The sequence below is a fragment of the Fimbriimonadaceae bacterium genome (assembly GCA_019638775.1).
Lineage (GTDB): Bacteria > Armatimonadota > Fimbriimonadia > Fimbriimonadales > Fimbriimonadaceae > JAHBTD01.
On sequence record JAHBTD010000002.1, the window covers coordinates 575,036 to 591,027 of the forward strand.

Annotated in this window: 17 protein-coding genes; 6 read left to right on the plus strand and 11 right to left on the minus strand. The window is 55.1% G+C overall.

All coding sequences use genetic code 11. From position 1 onward, the window contains the following. The first annotated feature begins 319 nt into the window (after nt 1-319). From ispG to KF784_08860, 4 genes are all read left to right on the plus strand, one after another. Nucleotides 320-1,633: a (E)-4-hydroxy-3-methylbut-2-enyl-diphosphate synthase gene (ispG, locus tag KF784_08845; protein ID MBX3119158.1), complete on the plus strand. Its 1,314-nt coding sequence runs from the start codon at nt 320-322 to the stop codon at nt 1,631-1,633. A gap of 27 nt (nt 1,634-1,660) precedes the next feature. Beyond that, nucleotides 1,661-2,341: a DNA alkylation repair protein gene (locus KF784_08850; GenBank protein ID MBX3119159.1), complete on the plus strand. Its 681-nt coding sequence runs from the start codon at nt 1,661-1,663 to the stop codon at nt 2,339-2,341. Nucleotides 2,342-2,401: 60 nt separating this feature from the next. Beyond that, nucleotides 2,402-3,055, plus strand: a complete 654-nt coding sequence (gene radC, locus KF784_08855; protein ID MBX3119160.1) for a DNA repair protein RadC — start codon at nt 2,402-2,404, stop codon at nt 3,053-3,055. Between the two features lie 81 nt (nt 3,056-3,136). Next, nucleotides 3,137-3,775, plus strand: coding sequence for a hypothetical protein (locus KF784_08860; GenBank protein ID MBX3119161.1), 639 nt, complete (start codon nt 3,137-3,139; stop codon nt 3,773-3,775). A gap of 88 nt (nt 3,776-3,863) precedes the next feature. Here the strand turns inward: KF784_08860 and KF784_08865 are convergent, their stop codons facing one another. The 8 genes from KF784_08865 to ffh form a co-directional block, all read right to left on the minus strand. Beyond that, nucleotides 3,864-4,793 carry a tetratricopeptide repeat protein gene (locus KF784_08865; protein MBX3119162.1) on the minus strand — a complete coding sequence of 310 codons (930 nt, stop codon included), beginning with the start codon at nt 4,791-4,793 and terminating at the stop codon, nt 3,864-3,866. A gap of 10 nt (nt 4,794-4,803) precedes the next feature. Further along, nucleotides 4,804-5,145: a ribosome silencing factor gene (gene rsfS / locus KF784_08870; protein ID MBX3119163.1), complete on the minus strand. Its 342-nt coding sequence runs from the start codon at nt 5,143-5,145 to the stop codon at nt 4,804-4,806. A gap of 109 nt (nt 5,146-5,254) precedes the next feature. Next, nucleotides 5,255-5,851, minus strand: a complete 597-nt coding sequence (gene nadD, locus KF784_08875) for a nicotinate-nucleotide adenylyltransferase (protein ID MBX3119164.1) — start codon at nt 5,849-5,851, stop codon at nt 5,255-5,257. A gap of 2 nt (nt 5,852-5,853) precedes the next feature. Beyond that, nucleotides 5,854-7,122 carry a GTPase ObgE gene (gene obgE / locus KF784_08880; protein ID MBX3119165.1) on the minus strand — a complete coding sequence of 423 codons (1,269 nt, stop codon included), beginning with the start codon at nt 7,120-7,122 and terminating at the stop codon, nt 5,854-5,856. 63 nt (nt 7,123-7,185) lie between these two features. Then, nucleotides 7,186-7,635 carry a 16S rRNA processing protein RimM gene (gene rimM / locus KF784_08885; protein ID MBX3119166.1) on the minus strand — a complete coding sequence of 150 codons (450 nt, stop codon included), beginning with the start codon at nt 7,633-7,635 and terminating at the stop codon, nt 7,186-7,188. A gap of 236 nt (nt 7,636-7,871) precedes the next feature. Further along, complete coding sequence (locus tag KF784_08890; GenBank protein ID MBX3119167.1) at nt 7,872-8,114, minus strand: KH domain-containing protein; 243 nt, start codon at nt 8,112-8,114, stop codon at nt 7,872-7,874. 30 nt (nt 8,115-8,144) lie between these two features. After that, nucleotides 8,145-8,654 carry a 30S ribosomal protein S16 gene (rpsP, locus tag KF784_08895; GenBank protein MBX3119168.1) on the minus strand — a complete coding sequence of 170 codons (510 nt, stop codon included), beginning with the start codon at nt 8,652-8,654 and terminating at the stop codon, nt 8,145-8,147. A 69-nt stretch (nt 8,655-8,723) separates the two neighbouring features. Continuing rightward, a complete protein-coding gene (gene ffh, locus KF784_08900; protein ID MBX3119169.1) occupies nt 8,724-10,055 on the minus strand; it encodes a signal recognition particle protein in 1,332 nt (443 codons plus the stop codon). Nucleotides 10,056-10,349: 294 nt separating this feature from the next. On the opposite strand from ffh, the gene KF784_08905 reads away from it, so the two are divergent. Further along, nucleotides 10,350-10,574, plus strand: a complete 225-nt coding sequence (locus KF784_08905) for a hypothetical protein (GenBank protein ID MBX3119170.1) — start codon at nt 10,350-10,352, stop codon at nt 10,572-10,574. A 196-nt stretch (nt 10,575-10,770) separates the two neighbouring features. Here the strand turns inward: KF784_08905 and KF784_08910 are convergent, their stop codons facing one another. Both KF784_08910 and KF784_08915 read right to left on the minus strand, forming a co-directional pair. Continuing rightward, the gene (locus KF784_08910; GenBank protein ID MBX3119171.1) at nt 10,771-11,736 is read right to left on the minus strand and encodes an NERD domain-containing protein; all 966 of its coding nucleotides are present in this window, start codon (nt 11,734-11,736) and stop codon (nt 10,771-10,773) included. A 69-nt stretch (nt 11,737-11,805) separates the two neighbouring features. Further along, the gene (locus KF784_08915; GenBank protein ID MBX3119172.1) at nt 11,806-12,252 is read right to left on the minus strand and encodes a hypothetical protein; all 447 of its coding nucleotides are present in this window, start codon (nt 12,250-12,252) and stop codon (nt 11,806-11,808) included. Between the two features lie 129 nt (nt 12,253-12,381). Here KF784_08915 and KF784_08920 point away from each other — a divergent pair, with 129 nt between their 5' ends. Beyond that, nucleotides 12,382-13,752, plus strand: coding sequence for a glycosyltransferase family 4 protein (locus KF784_08920; GenBank protein MBX3119173.1), 1,371 nt, complete (start codon nt 12,382-12,384; stop codon nt 13,750-13,752). Nucleotides 13,753-13,804: 52 nt separating this feature from the next. On the opposite strand, the gene feoB is transcribed toward KF784_08920, so the two are convergent. Next, entirely contained in the window at nt 13,805-15,991 is a 2,187-nt protein-coding gene (gene feoB, locus KF784_08925; GenBank protein ID MBX3119174.1) for a ferrous iron transport protein B, read from the minus strand. Nucleotide 15,992 lies beyond the last annotated feature (1 nt).

Consider the following 15,992-nt stretch of genomic DNA (forward strand, 5'->3'; position numbering starts at 1 on the left):
TATAAATATTTCTATTCGTCTGACGAGCCAATTATTGAGGCGTCGAGAGCCTGTACGCATAGTTCTTTTGATTAGTCAGAGTTGGCCCATGCATAGGTTCACAGAGTGCGTTCTGTTGTTCTGAGGCCGATAACAGTTGTTTAGCATCTAGATTGCGAGGCTGGTGGCACTCCACGGTGGAGAGCTATTGAATTCGCGCCGTCCCAAAGGGTGCAGTTGCCCTCCCAACTTCTGCGGACTCATTCATAATGGGGGAGAACGGTGATTCGTGAACCGTAATCAGAAAAGGGAATCCAAAATCCAAAGTCGCAAATCCAAAATGCAACCCGAAATCCTCTATCCCCGCCGTAAAACCCGGACCGTGAAGGTCGGGGAGGTTTTCATGGGCGGCGGGCACCCGATCCTCGTGCAGTCCATGATCACCGAAGAGACCCGCAACGTCGATTCCTGCGTCGAGCAGATCATCGGGTTGCACCAGGCAGGTTGTGAGCTGGTGCGCGTCACCACGCCGACCCTCGGCGAAGCGCAGTGTTTGGAGGAGATCAAGGCCAAGCTGAAGGAGCGGTACCGCGACGTACCCCTGACCGCCGACGTGCATCACCAGGGCTCGGCGATCGCGGTGGAAGCGGCGAAGTATGTGGAGGAGATCCGCGTCAATCCCGGCCTGTTCGTGTTCAAGCGGCACGGCACCCGCGCCCAGCAGACGGGCGCCGGGGAAGAGATCGACCTGCGGGGAAGTGGGGAAGACAAGACGGTCGATGAGCTCCGCAATGAGCTTGCCTACGACCCGAGTGAATGGGCGGAGGAGCTTGCGGCGGTCGAAGAGAGCTTTGTCCCGGTCATCGAGGCTTGCAAGAAGTACGGCCGTGCCATGCGCGTAGGCACCAACCACGGTTCGCTTTCCGAGCGGATGCTGGTGACTTATGGCGACACACCGGCAGGGATGGTGGAGAGCGCGATCGAATACTGCCGCATCTGCCGAAAGCACGGCTATGAGAACGTAAATATCAGCGTGAAGGCCAGCCGCGTGCAGATCATGGTCGCCGCAAACCGGCTGCTCGCCCAACGCCTCGACGAAGAGGGAATGGACTACCCGATCCACCTGGGTGTGACCGAAGCCGGAGACGGCGAGTACGCCCGCATCAAGTCCACTGCGGGCATCGCGACTCTCTTGATGGAGGGGATCGGCGACACCATCCGCGTTTCCCTTGCCGAAGACCCGATCCACGAAATTCCGGTTTGCTACGACATCCTGCAGTCGCTCGGCCTGCGCAAGACCAAAGTCGAATACATCGCCTGCCCCAGCTGCGGACGCACCAAATTCAACCTCCCGACCGTGCTGCATGAGGTCCGTGAAGCCACCAAGCACCTGGTCGGGCTGGACATCGCGGTGATGGGTTGTATCGTGAACGGTCCTGGCGAGATGGCGGATGCGGATTATGGCTACGTCGGCGCAGCGGGTGGCAAGATCACTCTGTACCGAAAGAAGCAGATCGTGAAGAACGGCATTCCGCAGGAAGACGGCGTTCACGAGCTGATCGAACTGCTGAAGGCAGATGGGATGTGGTCGGAACCACCCGAAGGCTCGGGCTCGGTCAAGCGGGAGCTGACCGGCCTGCGCGTTATTGAATGATTGAGCAACTGGACGTTGGGCGGTGAGATGACTGATAGCGCTCTTGTCAAGGCCAAACTTCCAGAGATCGTCGAGCGCATCGAAGACAGAAAAGCGCGACAGACCGGCGCCCTGCGCTCCATCATGCGCGAAGTCCTGGAGGAAGTGAAGCAAGAGTCGGGAAGGGAGGTGCTTGAGCTCGCCAACGCTCTCCAACGCGTTGAGGGATATCGCTATCGTCTCATCTCGAACGAGCTCGTTGCTCGGCACAAGGCTGCATTCGCCTTGCTAAATCAGGTCGAGCTGGAAAGGCTGGGCGAGGGTCTTGCCTCTTGGTGGGACGTCGATGTTTTTGCCTGCGAGCTTACAGGCCCCGCGTGGCTGAAAGGCCAGATTTCCGATCAGACTGTGGAAGCTTGGGCCCGCTTGCAGGATGTCTGGTGGCGAAGAACTTCGCTTGTCAGCACCATCAAGCTGAGCCGCGCGACTGCGAAGCATCCCGAATTCATCGAAAAGACGATTTATATCTGTGAGCTACATGTGGATGATCGAGAAGATACGATCATCAAGGCTCTTTCATGGGCCTTGCGAGAATTGGCCAAAAAGAATCCTGCGGTCGTTCAAGACTTTACTGAGAAACACAATACTCGGTTAGCCGCCAGGGTCAAACGAGAAGTCAGTAATAAGCTAACCACAGGGGTGAAGAACCCTCGAAACCAGGTTAAGTAGTCGTTTGATCTGTCAATGTGCTTACATTCGACGATCACACTGCAATAAACTATCCCCCAAATGGAAACTGCCTATTCGCGGGTTCAACGGTCGGGGATCTCTGCCGGGACCGTCGTTGATCTCCTCACCCTGGCCTTCGCACAACGACCTGAACAGCTGCCCGCGATGGAGAAGGTCGCGCTTGAGGTGTTGCCAGGGATCGGCAAAGCACAAAGGCTGGGCGAACTGAGTGTCGCCGAGCTTCAAAACTATGCTTCTGCTGATCCTTATGAAGCCACACGCATGGCGGCTTTAATTGAGATTGGCAGAAGGTCGGCAGTGGCGGGGAAGGGTGATCCTGCGACGGTCGACGATGCCGAGGATGTCTACGAACAGCTCAAGTATCTGGAACGCGAGAAGAAAGAACACTTTGTGGTCGTGATGCTGGACTCGCAGAACATAGTCCTGCGAACAGCGACGGTGCACATTGGGACTCTTACGATGTCGGTAGTTGGGCCGAGGGAAGTCTTTCGAGAAGCAATTCGAGAAGGCGCCAGCAGCATTATCGTGGCGCACAATCACCCGAGCGGCGACCCAACACCCAGCCCGGAAGACATCGCAATAACCAAAGAGTTGGTCGAGATTGGAGCGCGGCTGGATATCCCGGTGCATGACCATATCATCATCGGCTATCGAGATCATCGGAGTCTGCGAAAGGTGGGTTTGATGAAGTGAGTTCTCCCTCCCCAACCCCTCCCTCATCAATCCTTCGGAGTTGGCGAGGGAGGGGCTTTATGGTAGGTAACATCTTGGGAGATGAACCAAACTGGCTGGGAAGAGATCCTTACGAACATTCGCGGTACCGCTCAACGCATGCATGAGGGCAGGGAAGAGGGCTTGAAGGCGTCGCGAGCGCTCATTCAGACCTCCTCAAAGTGCATCCGACATATCCACCGTCACCAGTTTGACGAGGCGGAGGCGCTTCTGCTGGAGGCCCGAGCCATCGCCAAACGCGCTCAGGATGCCCTGGCCCCCGCGCCCGAGGTTTATCACGCCGGGTTTCTACACGATGCTGAAAAAGAGATGGTTGAGGCCGCTGCTGTACTTGCGATTGTCAAGGACGAGCCACTTCCAGGCCCAGCTGACCTCAGCGTGATGCCGATGGCCTACCTGAACGGTATGGGAGAGGCCGCGAGCGAATGTCGGCGCTTTGCCCTAGACGAGATGCGGCATGGAAGGTTGGCGGAGGCGGAGCGCATTCTCGGCTATATGGAAACGATCTACGACGATCTCATCACATTCGACTATCCCGACGCGATGACAGGCGGCCTGCGCCGAACTTGCGATGCGCTGAGGGCGGTGATCGAGCGAACGCGGTCGGACCTTACCGCAACGGTCTCACAGCAGGAGTTGATCCGGGAGCTGAAAGCGACGAGAGAGTCGTTAGGGAAGTAGGCGCATAGCAGTAAGGGTTGTAAGGGGTAAGGATTGTAAGGAGAACAGGATGGAAATCGGGCGGGCGCTTTACAACCCTTACTTCTTCTCATTCAAACGGCAAGTCGCTTGGTGGCTTTGGCCTGTCTGGACGAACTCGGGTCACCGCCTCAACCTTGGCTCCGGCATACGCATCAAAAATACAGACCAAATGCACGGCAATCGCGATGATGAAGGCAATAAATGAGATGTGGTTTTTGGCAGGACGGCCGGAAAAGATATAGGCCACGTTGTTCCAACCGAAGGTAAAGACAATCGCCCAGGCTAAAAGAATAAGTCCAACGTAAATGGCCCCACGCTGCACGCGCCCGCTTACGAAGTGACCAAGGCCAGGGACGAACACCGAAAGAAACATGGCTGCCTTTGGGCTTGCAGAACCTTCCTCTTTTTCCATCTTGGCGATGAATCCGGACGACACCAACTCGCCCTGAGTGCGGTTGAAAACGAGGTTCGCATGCTTTCGATCAAGCCCGATATTCTTGGGGTCAAGCTCCAGAGCCCGCTTGTATAGCTTCATCGCTTCGTCGATGTTGCGGTTTGCCGCCTCTTCATCTCCCAGAGCCTCTAAAACCGGTGCAGAAGTTGGAGCGAGCGAAGCCGCCTTGCGTAGAAGCTCGACAGCCTCCTTGCGATCATTGCGCATCGAGGCGACTCGGGCTTGACGAATGAGGTTTTCAGCTTCGGCGATAGTGTCTTTGGAGGGTGGTTCGGCGTTCTCTGCCGCATCAACCGCAGCCATCACAGGGGAAACCTCTTCGGTATCGTCCTCAATCGGCAAATCGCCAAAAGCAGCTTTGACCTTCTCATTGTCGCTCACCGATTTCGGCAGGTAAGTGGCTTTGCCGATGGCTCGCTTTAGCCGAGCATCAAGCGCCTCGTTCAGGCCGGAAAGGGTGAGCGGATCCTTCGTCCGTTTGATGGTGTCGACCAGCTTCTTGAGCTCGGTCCAAAACTGCTGCTCGTTGAATTCGACTTGCATATCGCCCGATTTAGAGAAGGTCGGGATTCGGGTGCATAGACTTCCACAGCGTTTCGAGATCGTAAAACTGCCGTTGCTCGTCGCGCATTACGTGCAGCCAGACATCGCCATAATCGTGCAGAACCCAGCTCGTCGTCTCACCTTCTACACGTAAAGGACGTTCGCCAAGCTCTCGGAGCTTCTCGGCAACACGATCGGCAATGCTGCTGACGTGTCGATCGGACGTTCCTGTACAAACGACGAAGAAATCGGCCATCGGCGTCTTGGAGCGAATGTCGAGAACTTCGACGTCCTCGGCTTTGATGTCGTTGGCAAATTCAACGATCTTGTCTACTTTTTCTTGAGATGTCATGCGTGTGTTGGGGTCGTTTGATGAAACGGCTTGATTCTTATACCTTGGAATGTGGGTTCAGACTCGCTAACCGGCCCGGTTTTGGAGCCTGTGGCTATCACAGAACGAGCTACCGCTTTTCGATATAGAGCTTGTTCTCCAGGATATATTGGAGCACTTTTGTTGGCAAAGACGAAAGCGATCGCTCCCCTCGAGCGAGATCGGCCCGAATTGCTGAACTGGAGATATCCATCGGGGGTGCATCGATCCTGTCAATTTTCTCGCGAAGGTTCGGAGTGACGCGCATCATCATACTTTGCCATGTCTCTGGCGGACGAACGACAACCCCCAACCTACAGCGTGACGCAATCTTCTGCCAGTCCTTCCAGCTTTCAAATCCTCGAGCCGTATCACCACCCAAGATCAGCCAGTACTCCCCAGGAATCGCCTGCTGAAGCTCGAACAGCGTGTCAATGGTATAGCTCACGCCTCCACGTGCAATCTCGATGTCCGAGGCCACAATCCCTGGCTCGTTTCCGATTGCAAGCTTGACCATCTCTAGCCGCTGTTTTGCTGTTGCAACGGAGCGCAGCTTCTTGAGCGGGTTGCGATGAGCAGGCACAAGGATAAGTTCGTCAAGCTCCAACTGCTCCTTTGCCGCCTTCGCAAGCTGGATATGGCCCTTGTGAGGAGGGTCGAATGTGCCGCCAAAAATGCCGATTCGCATGATTAATAGTCAGTGAAAGCGAACTCGAATTCGCCGATGTTCACGCTGTCGCCCTCTTCGGCGCCCATGTCGCGGAGCTTGTCGATAATCCCCATCTTCATCAAGCGTCTGTGGAGATAGCGTACCGATTCGTAGTTGTCGAGGTTGGACATCGCCACCATGCGCGCCACCTTCGTGCCTGTGACTTCAAATCCATCATCGGTCGCCACCACTTCCCACGTGCCCCAATCCTCGTCTTTCTGTTCAGACTTGACGGTGATGACCAACTCTTCTTCTTGTCGTGTTGCACTCTGCACTAACTCATCCATTCGGTAGAGAAGGGGCTCCATGCCCTGAGTTGCCGCAGCGGAGATAGGGAAGACCTCGACCCCAATCTCTTCAAACCTCTTCACCAACTTTGCCAACTCCTCTTCGGGGAAGATGTCGATCTTGCTAAGGGCAACAAGCCGGGGTTTGTTGTAGATGTCTTCCGAGTAGTTTTTGAGCTCAGCCTCGATCTTCTGGAAGTTTTCTACCGGATCGGATTCATCCATCGGCCACACTTCAACAAGGTGCAGCAGAGCTGCCGTCCTCTCGACGTGCTTCAAGAACTGGTGCCCCAGGCCCACACCGGCGCTTGCTCCTTCGATCAATCCCGGCATATCGGCAACGGTAAAGCTGTTCTCGCCATGGAAGACCACGCCAAGGTTTGGCACGATGGTGGTGAAAGGGTAGTCGGCGATCTTTGGTTTTGCCGCGCTTACTGCGCCGATGAACGTGCTCTTTCCGGCATTCGGCAAGCCGACGATACCGATGTCGGCAAGGAGCTTGAGCTCAAGCTTGGCGTTAAACCGCTGTTCGGGCTCACCCTTTTCGGCAAAGTTCGGCGCTTGACGGACGCTCGAAACGTAGTGGTTGTTTCCATGTCCACCGCGCCCTCCCCTAGCCACAAGGGCTTTCTGGCGGTCGAGCCGAAGATCGGCGATCACCTCACCTGTCTCAGCGTTTGTGATGACGGTGCCGACAGGAACACGAATCTTGATGTCTTTGCCGTTCTTGCCGCTCTTGTTGCCGAGGGCGTGGGTTCCGTCTTGGGCTTCAATCTTGGCCTGAAAGCTGAAGTCGTAGAGAGTACGCTTGCCACGGTCGGCGATGAAGATGACGTCGCCGCCTTTGCCGCCGTCGGCGCCGTTGGGTCCGCCCCGGGGGACGTGCTTCTCCCGATGGAAGCTGACCGCTCCCGAGCCACCACGGCCCGAAGCGATCTCTATAAGGGCTTCATCGAGAAACATAGGTTCAATTGTACCGGGGAGGAGGTGGACGGCTAAGGGTCGCTGCGGGACCGCGACGCGCGCTCACATCCCCTCAATCAGCTCAACCGTAACCCGTTTTTTCTCAAGGTCAATCTCCTTTACAAACTCCCTTACCATCGGGATTTCGTGCTCCCCGACCACCAGAAGGTCGTTTGCCGGATACAAAAGAACCTCAGAGACATTGCCAAGCCGCTCACCTGAGGAAGTAAACACTTCCAGCCCGATCAGGTCGTCGATCATGAAAGTGTCTTCGTCGAGCTCGGGCCGCTCGTCCTCTGGCGCTTCCAGATACTCCCATTGCAGAGTTTCCGCCTGATTACGGTCGTTTACTCCCTTGAAGCGGATGATGAGATGTCCCTTGTGCTCGGAGATGTCAAGCATCTCCACCTTTTCGCCATGCAGAAAGAGGGAAGCATCTGGGTCAAATCGGGCCTCGACAAAGTCCGTGAGCGGCAAAACTTTGACTTGGCCCTTGATGCCAAATGCACCCACAATTTGGCCGACGCGGATTAGGCGGGAGATAGCGCACCTCGTTTGGGGGATGTAAGGAGTAAGGATTGTAAAGATAGTAAGGCGTAAGGGATGGAAGGAGGCAAAGCCTGAAAAGGACCCGACGAAAAAGCAAAAAAGGCTGCAAGTTCGGAGGCCCCCAGAATCTGGGTTAGTGCCTCATTTCGGACTTGCAGCCTTACGATCCTTACCCCTTACAATCCTTACTCAGGCGGAGATTAATTCTCCGTAACGATCTTTACAAACGCCTTCTCTCGCGACTTTGCCGCAACGGCGCTGACCACAAGACGGATCGCCTGGACGACACGTCCGCTCTTGCCGATAATCTTTCCGACATCTTCGGCGGCGACGCGCACCATAAACGTTCGGGTATTGCCGGAGACTTCTTCGTCGAGCTCCACCTGCTCGGGATATTCGACAACACCCTTAATCACTGATTCAACAAATTCTCGATAGCTCATGATTTCCATCCTGGATTGTTAGGGAAGAGCTTATGCGTTCTCTTCGGTCGCCTCAGGCGCAGCCTTTTCAGCCGGAGCGGCTTCAGCCTCTGCTGCCGGGGCTTCCTCTGCAGCTGCCTCAACAGCGGGCTCTTCTGCAGCGGCTTCTGCGACAGGAGCTTCCGCAACCGCTGCCGGCGCTTCTTCAACAGGAGCCGGAGCAGGCGCAGCCTCTTCAACCTTGGCTGTCGGAACTTCCATGACGGACTTCACCGACGTTGCCGCCGTGCGCTTGTCGAGGAACTTGTAGTCCTTCTTTGCCGAGGGTCTCTCGCTGAAAAACTTATCGAGAACGCCCGTTTTGTTGAGGAGGATCGCCGTCGTTTCCGTCGGCTGAGCTCCTTGCATAAGCCAATGCAGGGCGCGGTCCTCGTTGATTTCGATATGGGTCGGCTTCAAGATTGGGTTGTATGTTCCCAAATTCTCAATGAAGCTGCTGTTTCGGCCAGCCGTGCTCTTGGCTACCACTACTCGGTAGAAAGGTCGGCCTTTGTTGCCCATTCGTCGCAGTCTAATCTTTACCACTGTTGCGTTCGTTCTCCAATTGGTCGGTATTCCCGTTCAAATCGCTTATCGGCGTCGGCGCTTCTGCATTTTGTTCTGCATCTGCATCATCTGCTTCATGCCTTTGCGCATCTCGTAAAGCTGACGGAGCAGGGCGTTGACCTCTTCAACCGAGGTTCCTGAACCCGTCGCGATGCGCTTCCGCCGCGAGCCATTGATTATATCCGGATTTGAACGCTCAAAAGCCGTCATGCTGAGGATAATGGCCTCGATTCGGTTAATCTGCTTGTCGTTGACCTTGCCGAGGGCGTCTTCGGGAATCTGAGCCCCAAGCCCAGGGATCATCTTGAGCACGTTCTGGATCGGACCCATCTTGCGGATGGTTTTGAACTGGGAAAGCATATCGTGGAAGTCCAGTCCACCGCCCTTTTTAAACTTCTGCTCGAGCCGCTTGGCCTCGTCCTGGTCGATCGCTTGCTCAGCCCGTTCGATGATGCCCATGACATCGCCCATGCCGAGGATTCGCTGAGCCATGCGGTCGGGATAGAAGATGTCGAGGGCGTCGGTCTGTTCGCCGACGCCGACAAATCGAACCGGAACGCCGGTGGCCTCACGCACCGAAAGCACGGCGCCACCGCGAGTGTCGCCGTCGAGTTTTGAGAAGATCGCTCCCGTAAGCGGCACGCGTTCGTGGAAGGCTTGGGCAACGCTCACCGCTTCCTGGCCGGTGGTGGAGTCCAAAACGAGGAAAACCTCGCTCGGCTTTGTTGCCTTGTGGATGGACTGCAATTCTTCCATCAGTCCGGTATCGATCGTCAACCGGCCTGCCGTGTCGATGATCAGCACGTCAAGCATGAGGTGCTGACATCGCTTAAGGGCTTCTTTCGCGATGTCGGTGGGGCGTGATCCGTCGGTCTTAGCGAAGACGGGCGCGCCAACCTGCTCGCCGAGCACCTCAAGCTGCTTGATCGCGGCGGGGCGCTGGATGTCGCATGCAGCAAGCATCACCTTTTTGCCTTCGTCCTGCAAGTGTTTGGCCAGTTTTGCAGTGGTTGTGGTCTTACCGGAGCCTTGAAGGCCGCACATCAGCACGACCGTCGGCGGGGAAGAGGACCAGTTGAACCGGGTGGAGCTTGTCCCGAGCAGCTCAATCAGCTCGTCGCGGACGATTTTTATCAGCGTCTGGTCGGCAGTGAGGCTCCCATAGATCTCCTCGCCGACGGCCTTTTCCTTGATCTTGGCGATGAAGTCCTTGGCGATCTGGAAGTTGACGTCGGCCTCAAGGAGCGCGACGCGGACTTCACGGAGCATTTCGTTGACGTCGGCCTCATTCAGACGGCCTTTGCGCCGCAGGCCGATAAAGATGTCGGATAGACGCCGCGTCAAATTGTCGAGCATAGATAGGGAAGTTTACCGTTTGGCATGTGGATGCTGTCGGCAGATGGTTGGAAGGCGGGGGTCCAACTTGGCAACACCTATTAAAGATTTGTCGGCAACCTGATAACGCTCCTTTCTTGCCCCTAATATCGCATCAAATCATGTCTCCCTTTGCCAAAAACGCACCGATCTGTATGCTATCCAGGCAAAAAGGCCTGAAAATAGCCCTCAAAGCAACCTAAAGAGCAAAAAAATCTGTCCGAAAGAGTAGTAAGGAACGATCCTTTCTTGAACTTATATGTAGGTGATATCAATATGGCGCCCGAAAACAGCGAAAAGTGCCAAAAAAAGAGCAGCGCTCTTCCGATCACAGCCATCTTATTGGCGGCTGGTCTCGGAATGACGGCTCTGTATTTGGCCAAGAAGTCGCGGGCGGCCCAGCCGGAAGCACGAGCGGTAGACCTTTTGGAACGCTGCGACCGCGCGGCCACAATGTTGGACCGTCGACTTAGCGACGACTTCTATATTCACACAGCGTAAAGCTCTCTCTATCCCGAAAAGCCCCGAACGCCTCAGACGAGAAATCGTTTGGGGCGCTTTTCATTGGGAAGAGCCAGATTAAGCAAGTGAGGCAGTGATAGAGAGAAGAGATTCGAGACTGATATATGTGCCGATAATCATTATTATGACTATTACATACTGAGAGCCGCTTCCCCTGTTGGGATTGCGGGTGAATTCACTGCCGCGACAGCTTTGACTCGTTCTTTGCGCTGGAATTATCCCTTGTCTTCGACGGCTCGGACTTCTTTGTCGCGGTCTTCTTCTTTTCGACTACCGGCTTCACCTCCTTTACAGGTGCGAGCCGAATGTTCGAAGCAAGGAATCCTCCGATGACATCACTTACGGTTTTTATGTTTGCCAGCAGGATTGCGGCGACGACCAGTAAGACAGCACGACTTCCGACGTCGCGTATAAAACGCTCTGCGCTGCGTGTGGCAAAGGCGGAGCGTCGACTCCGGTCTGGACTTTTAGGGTAAGGCTGGGTTTGTGAGGCTTCGAAAATGGCCTGCTCGATGCGAGATATGTCAGTATGCTTGGCTTCCGGCAGTGCCTTCACATGATCCAGCAGTTCGCGCCGTCGGATGATTTCTGCCGTCGGACTCTTGACAGCAAGGTCGGCGCGGTCGTTGAAGACGATCACGCCGTAGACTGGGCCGCCAGTGAGCCTTTTGATACGGCTGACGTTTCGAGCGAGCTGCTGCGAGTGGCTGCCAATCTTTCTCCATTCTCCAGTATGAAGTCGGCAAGTCCAGCGGTCGCCGTCGCAGCGGACAGGCACGGAATAGGTCTTGCACTCAACGACCAGCGTACCGAATGGTCCGAGCAGGAGAAGGTCGATGTCGCCTCCGCTGTCGTCGGGCGTCCAGTTGCGGATCAGGCAATGGCGATCGTCGAGCGAGCTGATCGCTGTTTCGGCGCGCTTCTCGCCGGACGCACCAAGTCCGCATGAGAAAACACTTGAGGAAAGCCGACCAGCGAGAGCCATCGCGCCCAATCCTACAAAGTACAACCAAAGCGGCTGTTTGGTTGTAAAGCCGATAGTCAGCCATGCAATGAGGCCGACAGAGAGTATGGCAATACAGGCAATGCCCCGATTGCGCCTTCGTCGCTCTGCCCACGACGGAAATCGAACAACTTTCATAACTTCCCCAATACTTTTTGTTCGGGTTAGCTGAGTCGGTTCTGAAGTCTGACGCTATGACATTTTGACTTACTGCACTGAGGCGGTTATGGCTAGTCGTGGAGATTCCCTAATCACAGTCTCAACATTCGGTGACACCGTGATTGTCGACCCTGCTTCGAAGATAACCCGCTCAATGTCGTTCTGTATTGTGTACGTTTCGGAGTCGATGTCGACCGTAATCGTGCCATCTGCGTTCGACGTCCCACGAACCCGAACTGTATAGCTGTTGTATGATTGAACGCCATAGTGACGGCTTTTTGCCGACGTGCCTTCATCCATTGATAGCGTCGTCGTACAAGAGGGTTTTTCGGGGTCTCCCCACACAACTTTCACTGTCATGCGCTTAATCGTTGCGCTTCGGGCCGCCGAGGAACTATCAGGACGCGTCTCCTGCGCCGTTGAGTAGGCGTAGAGCCCGATGGAGAGAACGGACACGGCCGTAGCCGCAATCACGAGTGAACGGTTCTTTTTCATCTATTTATGTGTCCTTCGTTGAAGATTCGTTAGAAGCTTCTACACGATCTGATGTGTTTCCTTTCATCTTTTAGTTGATTTGAAGCTGCCCGATAGACCTCCCTTGAATCAAGTAACATCAAGTTTCCAATGCGCGTGATCATGCTCTCCTGGGAATATCCTCCGCGCATCGTGGGCGGCATAAGTCCACACGTCAAAGACCTGTCTCAGCAGCTTCAAGCACAAGGCGTTGAGGTCCATGTCGTCACCAAGTTCACGCCAAATGCGCCTGATGAAGAGGTGGAGCCAAGTGGAGTTAGCGTACACCGGGTTCATCTTGATGCTGAGCCCGACAACTTCGTTCACGAGATTCAACTATTGAATCGTGCTACCGAACGGCGCGTGAGGCGGCTTCTTGAGGATTGGCGACATGGCGGACAGCCGACGATCTTCCACGCCCACGACTGGCTCTCGTTGGACTCGGCCCGCGAACTGAAGTACGAATACAAACTGCCGATGATCGCCACCGTTCATGCAACCGAAGAAGGTCGAAATCAGGGCATCCACACGGAAGTTCAGCGGTACATCCATGAGCAAGAGTACTGGCTCACTTATGAGGCATGGCGAGTGATAGTCTGCTCCGAGTTCATGCGAGGTGAGGTTCAGCGCTCGTTCAACGTGCCAGAGGACAAGATTGATGTCGTTTTTAACGGGGTTGATGCTGCAAAGTTCGACTTCGATTGGCCGAAGCATGAGCGGGCTGCCTGGCGTGCCAAATTGGCTCTTCCCCACGAAAAGATCGTCATGTACGTCGGGCGATTTGTGCGTGAGAAAGGCATTCAAGTCCTGCTGAACTCGGCAAGCGCAGTGCTGTCGCACAATCCCGACACGAAATTTGTGATCGTTGGCGGTGGTAACAGAGAAAAGTTCGAGAGGTTCGTGCATTGGTATGGGCTCAGCGATAAGGTGCTTTTCACCGGCTTCATGGCCAATCGCTCGCTCCATCAGCTCTACCGCTGCGCCGACGTTGCTGTCTTCCCTTCCTTGTATGAGCCATTTGGAATCGTAGCGTTGGAGGGGATGGCGGCGGGCGTGCCCGTGGTTGCCAGCGATGCGGGCGGCTTGCGTGAGGTCGTGCTTCACGACAGGACCGGAACTCTCAGCTATGCCGATGATTCGGGCTCGCTGGCTTGGGCCATTCAGAGGGTGTTGGATGATCCGGCGAGAGCGAAAAAGCTGCAAGCGGCAGCAAGCAAGCGATTACAGACCGACTTTCACTGGAAGAACCTTGCTGCACAAACGATCAAGGTTTATGGCCGGGTTTGGGAGGAGTTTCTTCAGAGCTATTGGACTGAAGAAACGCTTTGGCCCGTCTCTCCAGGGGCTGAAAAACGCGCTGAAGAGTTGCGTGTGCGTGAGAAGGCCGAGATTGGCTTTGCCCACGAAATTCAGCTTCCTGACCTACCTGGGCCTGGTATCCGCTCCATCGATGATCCCGCGCAAGATGAAGATGATGAGTAGCTTCCGGAGACTCCCCACCTGGGTTTGCCGGTAGTTACCTTGCGGCCCTTCCCTACCCTCCGATCCAAAGTCCAAACTGATAAATTGCAACTGAGAAGATGTACGCGAGGCCTGACATGTAGACAAACATGAACAAAGGCCACTTCCACGAGTTCGTTTCGCGTTTTACTGTCGCCAGAGTAGCCATACACTGACAACAAAGTGCGAAGAAAACCATCAGTGATATCGTGCTCCAAAGCGTAACCAGCGGCCTGCCGTCGGGCCAAGTCGCCTTTTGAATTGCATCTCGCAAGTCTGTTGAAGTCTCGTCTTGCTCTTCGCCAAGGTTGAAGATGATCCCCATTGAAGATACAACCACTTCCCTTGCAGGAAACGCGCTTAAGATTGCTGTGCTCAAACGCCAGTCGAAGCCAGCGGGGGCAAACGCAGGTTCGATTGTTTTCCCAAATCGTCCCAGAAGCGATTGCTCCATCAATTTGCCCTCGACGTGGTGGCTGATCTCGCTCTCCGTTGCGTCTGGGTAAGCCGTCACGTATGCAGCTTCAAACCGGGCTGCAGTATCTTCGCTGCGTGGGAAGTAGAGCGTCGCCCAGATGACAATGGATAGCGCAACAATGATTGTTCCTGCTGTGGTTACAAACAGCTTCCCACGGAAGTAAATTGCGAGCCACACATCACGCCACTTCGGCCATTGATAGGGCGGCAATTCAAGAACAAACGGAAGTCGCTTCCCTTTGATCACACCACGATTCAGAAGCCACACGATCGGCACGGCCACAATCAGCCCCAGAAAGTGCATCGCAAAGAGCGTGAATCCTGCCCACGCTGGGCCGTACTTGGGCTCGATGAATGCACCGATCAAAAGCAGATAGACGGGAAGGCGCGCGCTACAACTCATCAATGGCGCCACGAGAATCGTCGCCAAACGACTTTTCTGGTCGGGCATGACCCTTGCCGCCATGATGCCCGGGATCGCGCATGCAAAACTTGACAAAAGCGGGATAAACGCGCGGCCGCTGAGCCCACACCAGCCTAGGAGGCGATCCATCAAGAACGCTGCGCGGGCAAGATAGCCTGTGCCCTCTAGAATGGAGATGAATAAAAAAAGGATCAGGATCTGGGGCAAGAAGACAAGCATCGCGCCGACGCCGCCGATCAACCCCTTAACAATAAGGGACTGCACCCAGTCCGGAGCTCCGGTAACCCAACCGGCGACGAGGTCGCTGAGCCCTCCAATCACGTCCTCAATAACGGTCATCAACGGTCCTGCGAGTGTGTAAATGGACTGGAAGACCAAATACATGACGCCAATGAAAACCATCACGCCGAAAACACGATGGGTTAGGATGTTGTCGATGCGGTCGGTTAGGCTGCGCATCGGCTTATGGCCTTCGTCAGAGATGACTGCCAGCTTGACCATTGCTGCCCAGTTGTATCTGCTTGTGAGGTCAAGCGTCGGTTGGTTTAAGTTTTCGGTGGCAAGCTCATCCTTCGCGTGGTGAACGGCCTCTTCGAGCTCTTGCAGTTCGGCAAGATCTTCAAACAATCCGGGATTGTTTCCAAGCAGTGCCTGCCGAATCTCGAACTTCCCATAGTCAAGCCCCGACCGTGCCAGCCGTTCTTTCAATGCTGCAACTTTCGTTTCAAGTTGAATCGGAAAACCGATTTCGCAGTTTGCGTGTCTTGGCTCGGCAATGTTCCGCTCAATCGCTTCGAATAGCTCGCGCATCCCCTTCTTCTTGTGGGCAACGACGGGGATGACGTCAACACCGAGCAGGTTCGAAAGCTTCTGGACATCGACCGTGCCACCCGACTGCTCTATCAGGTCGGTCATGGTAAGGGCAACAACAATCGGAAAGTCGGCTTCGGCAAGTTGAGAGAAGAAGAAGAGGTTCCTTTCGAGGTTCCCGGCGTCCATGACATAGACAATAAGGTCTGGCCGTCTCGAGCCTGGGATTGTGCCTTTCAGTACATCAACGGCAACCAGCTCATCCTCTGAAACGGCGTCGATGCTGTACAGACCAGGAACGTCAACTGCAGCAATCTCCTTTCCATCAAGCCTGAGGGTGCCCGTAACACTCTCGACGGTGACACCGGGGTAATTCCCTACCTTTTGGTGAGAGCCTGTTAGGGCATTAAACAGAGTGGTTTTGCCCGCGTTTGGGTTGCCTGCAATCGCGACCAGTGGCTGTCGTACGTCGCGTACAGTCGCTGTTGAGGTGCCGTGACAGTCGCTCAAG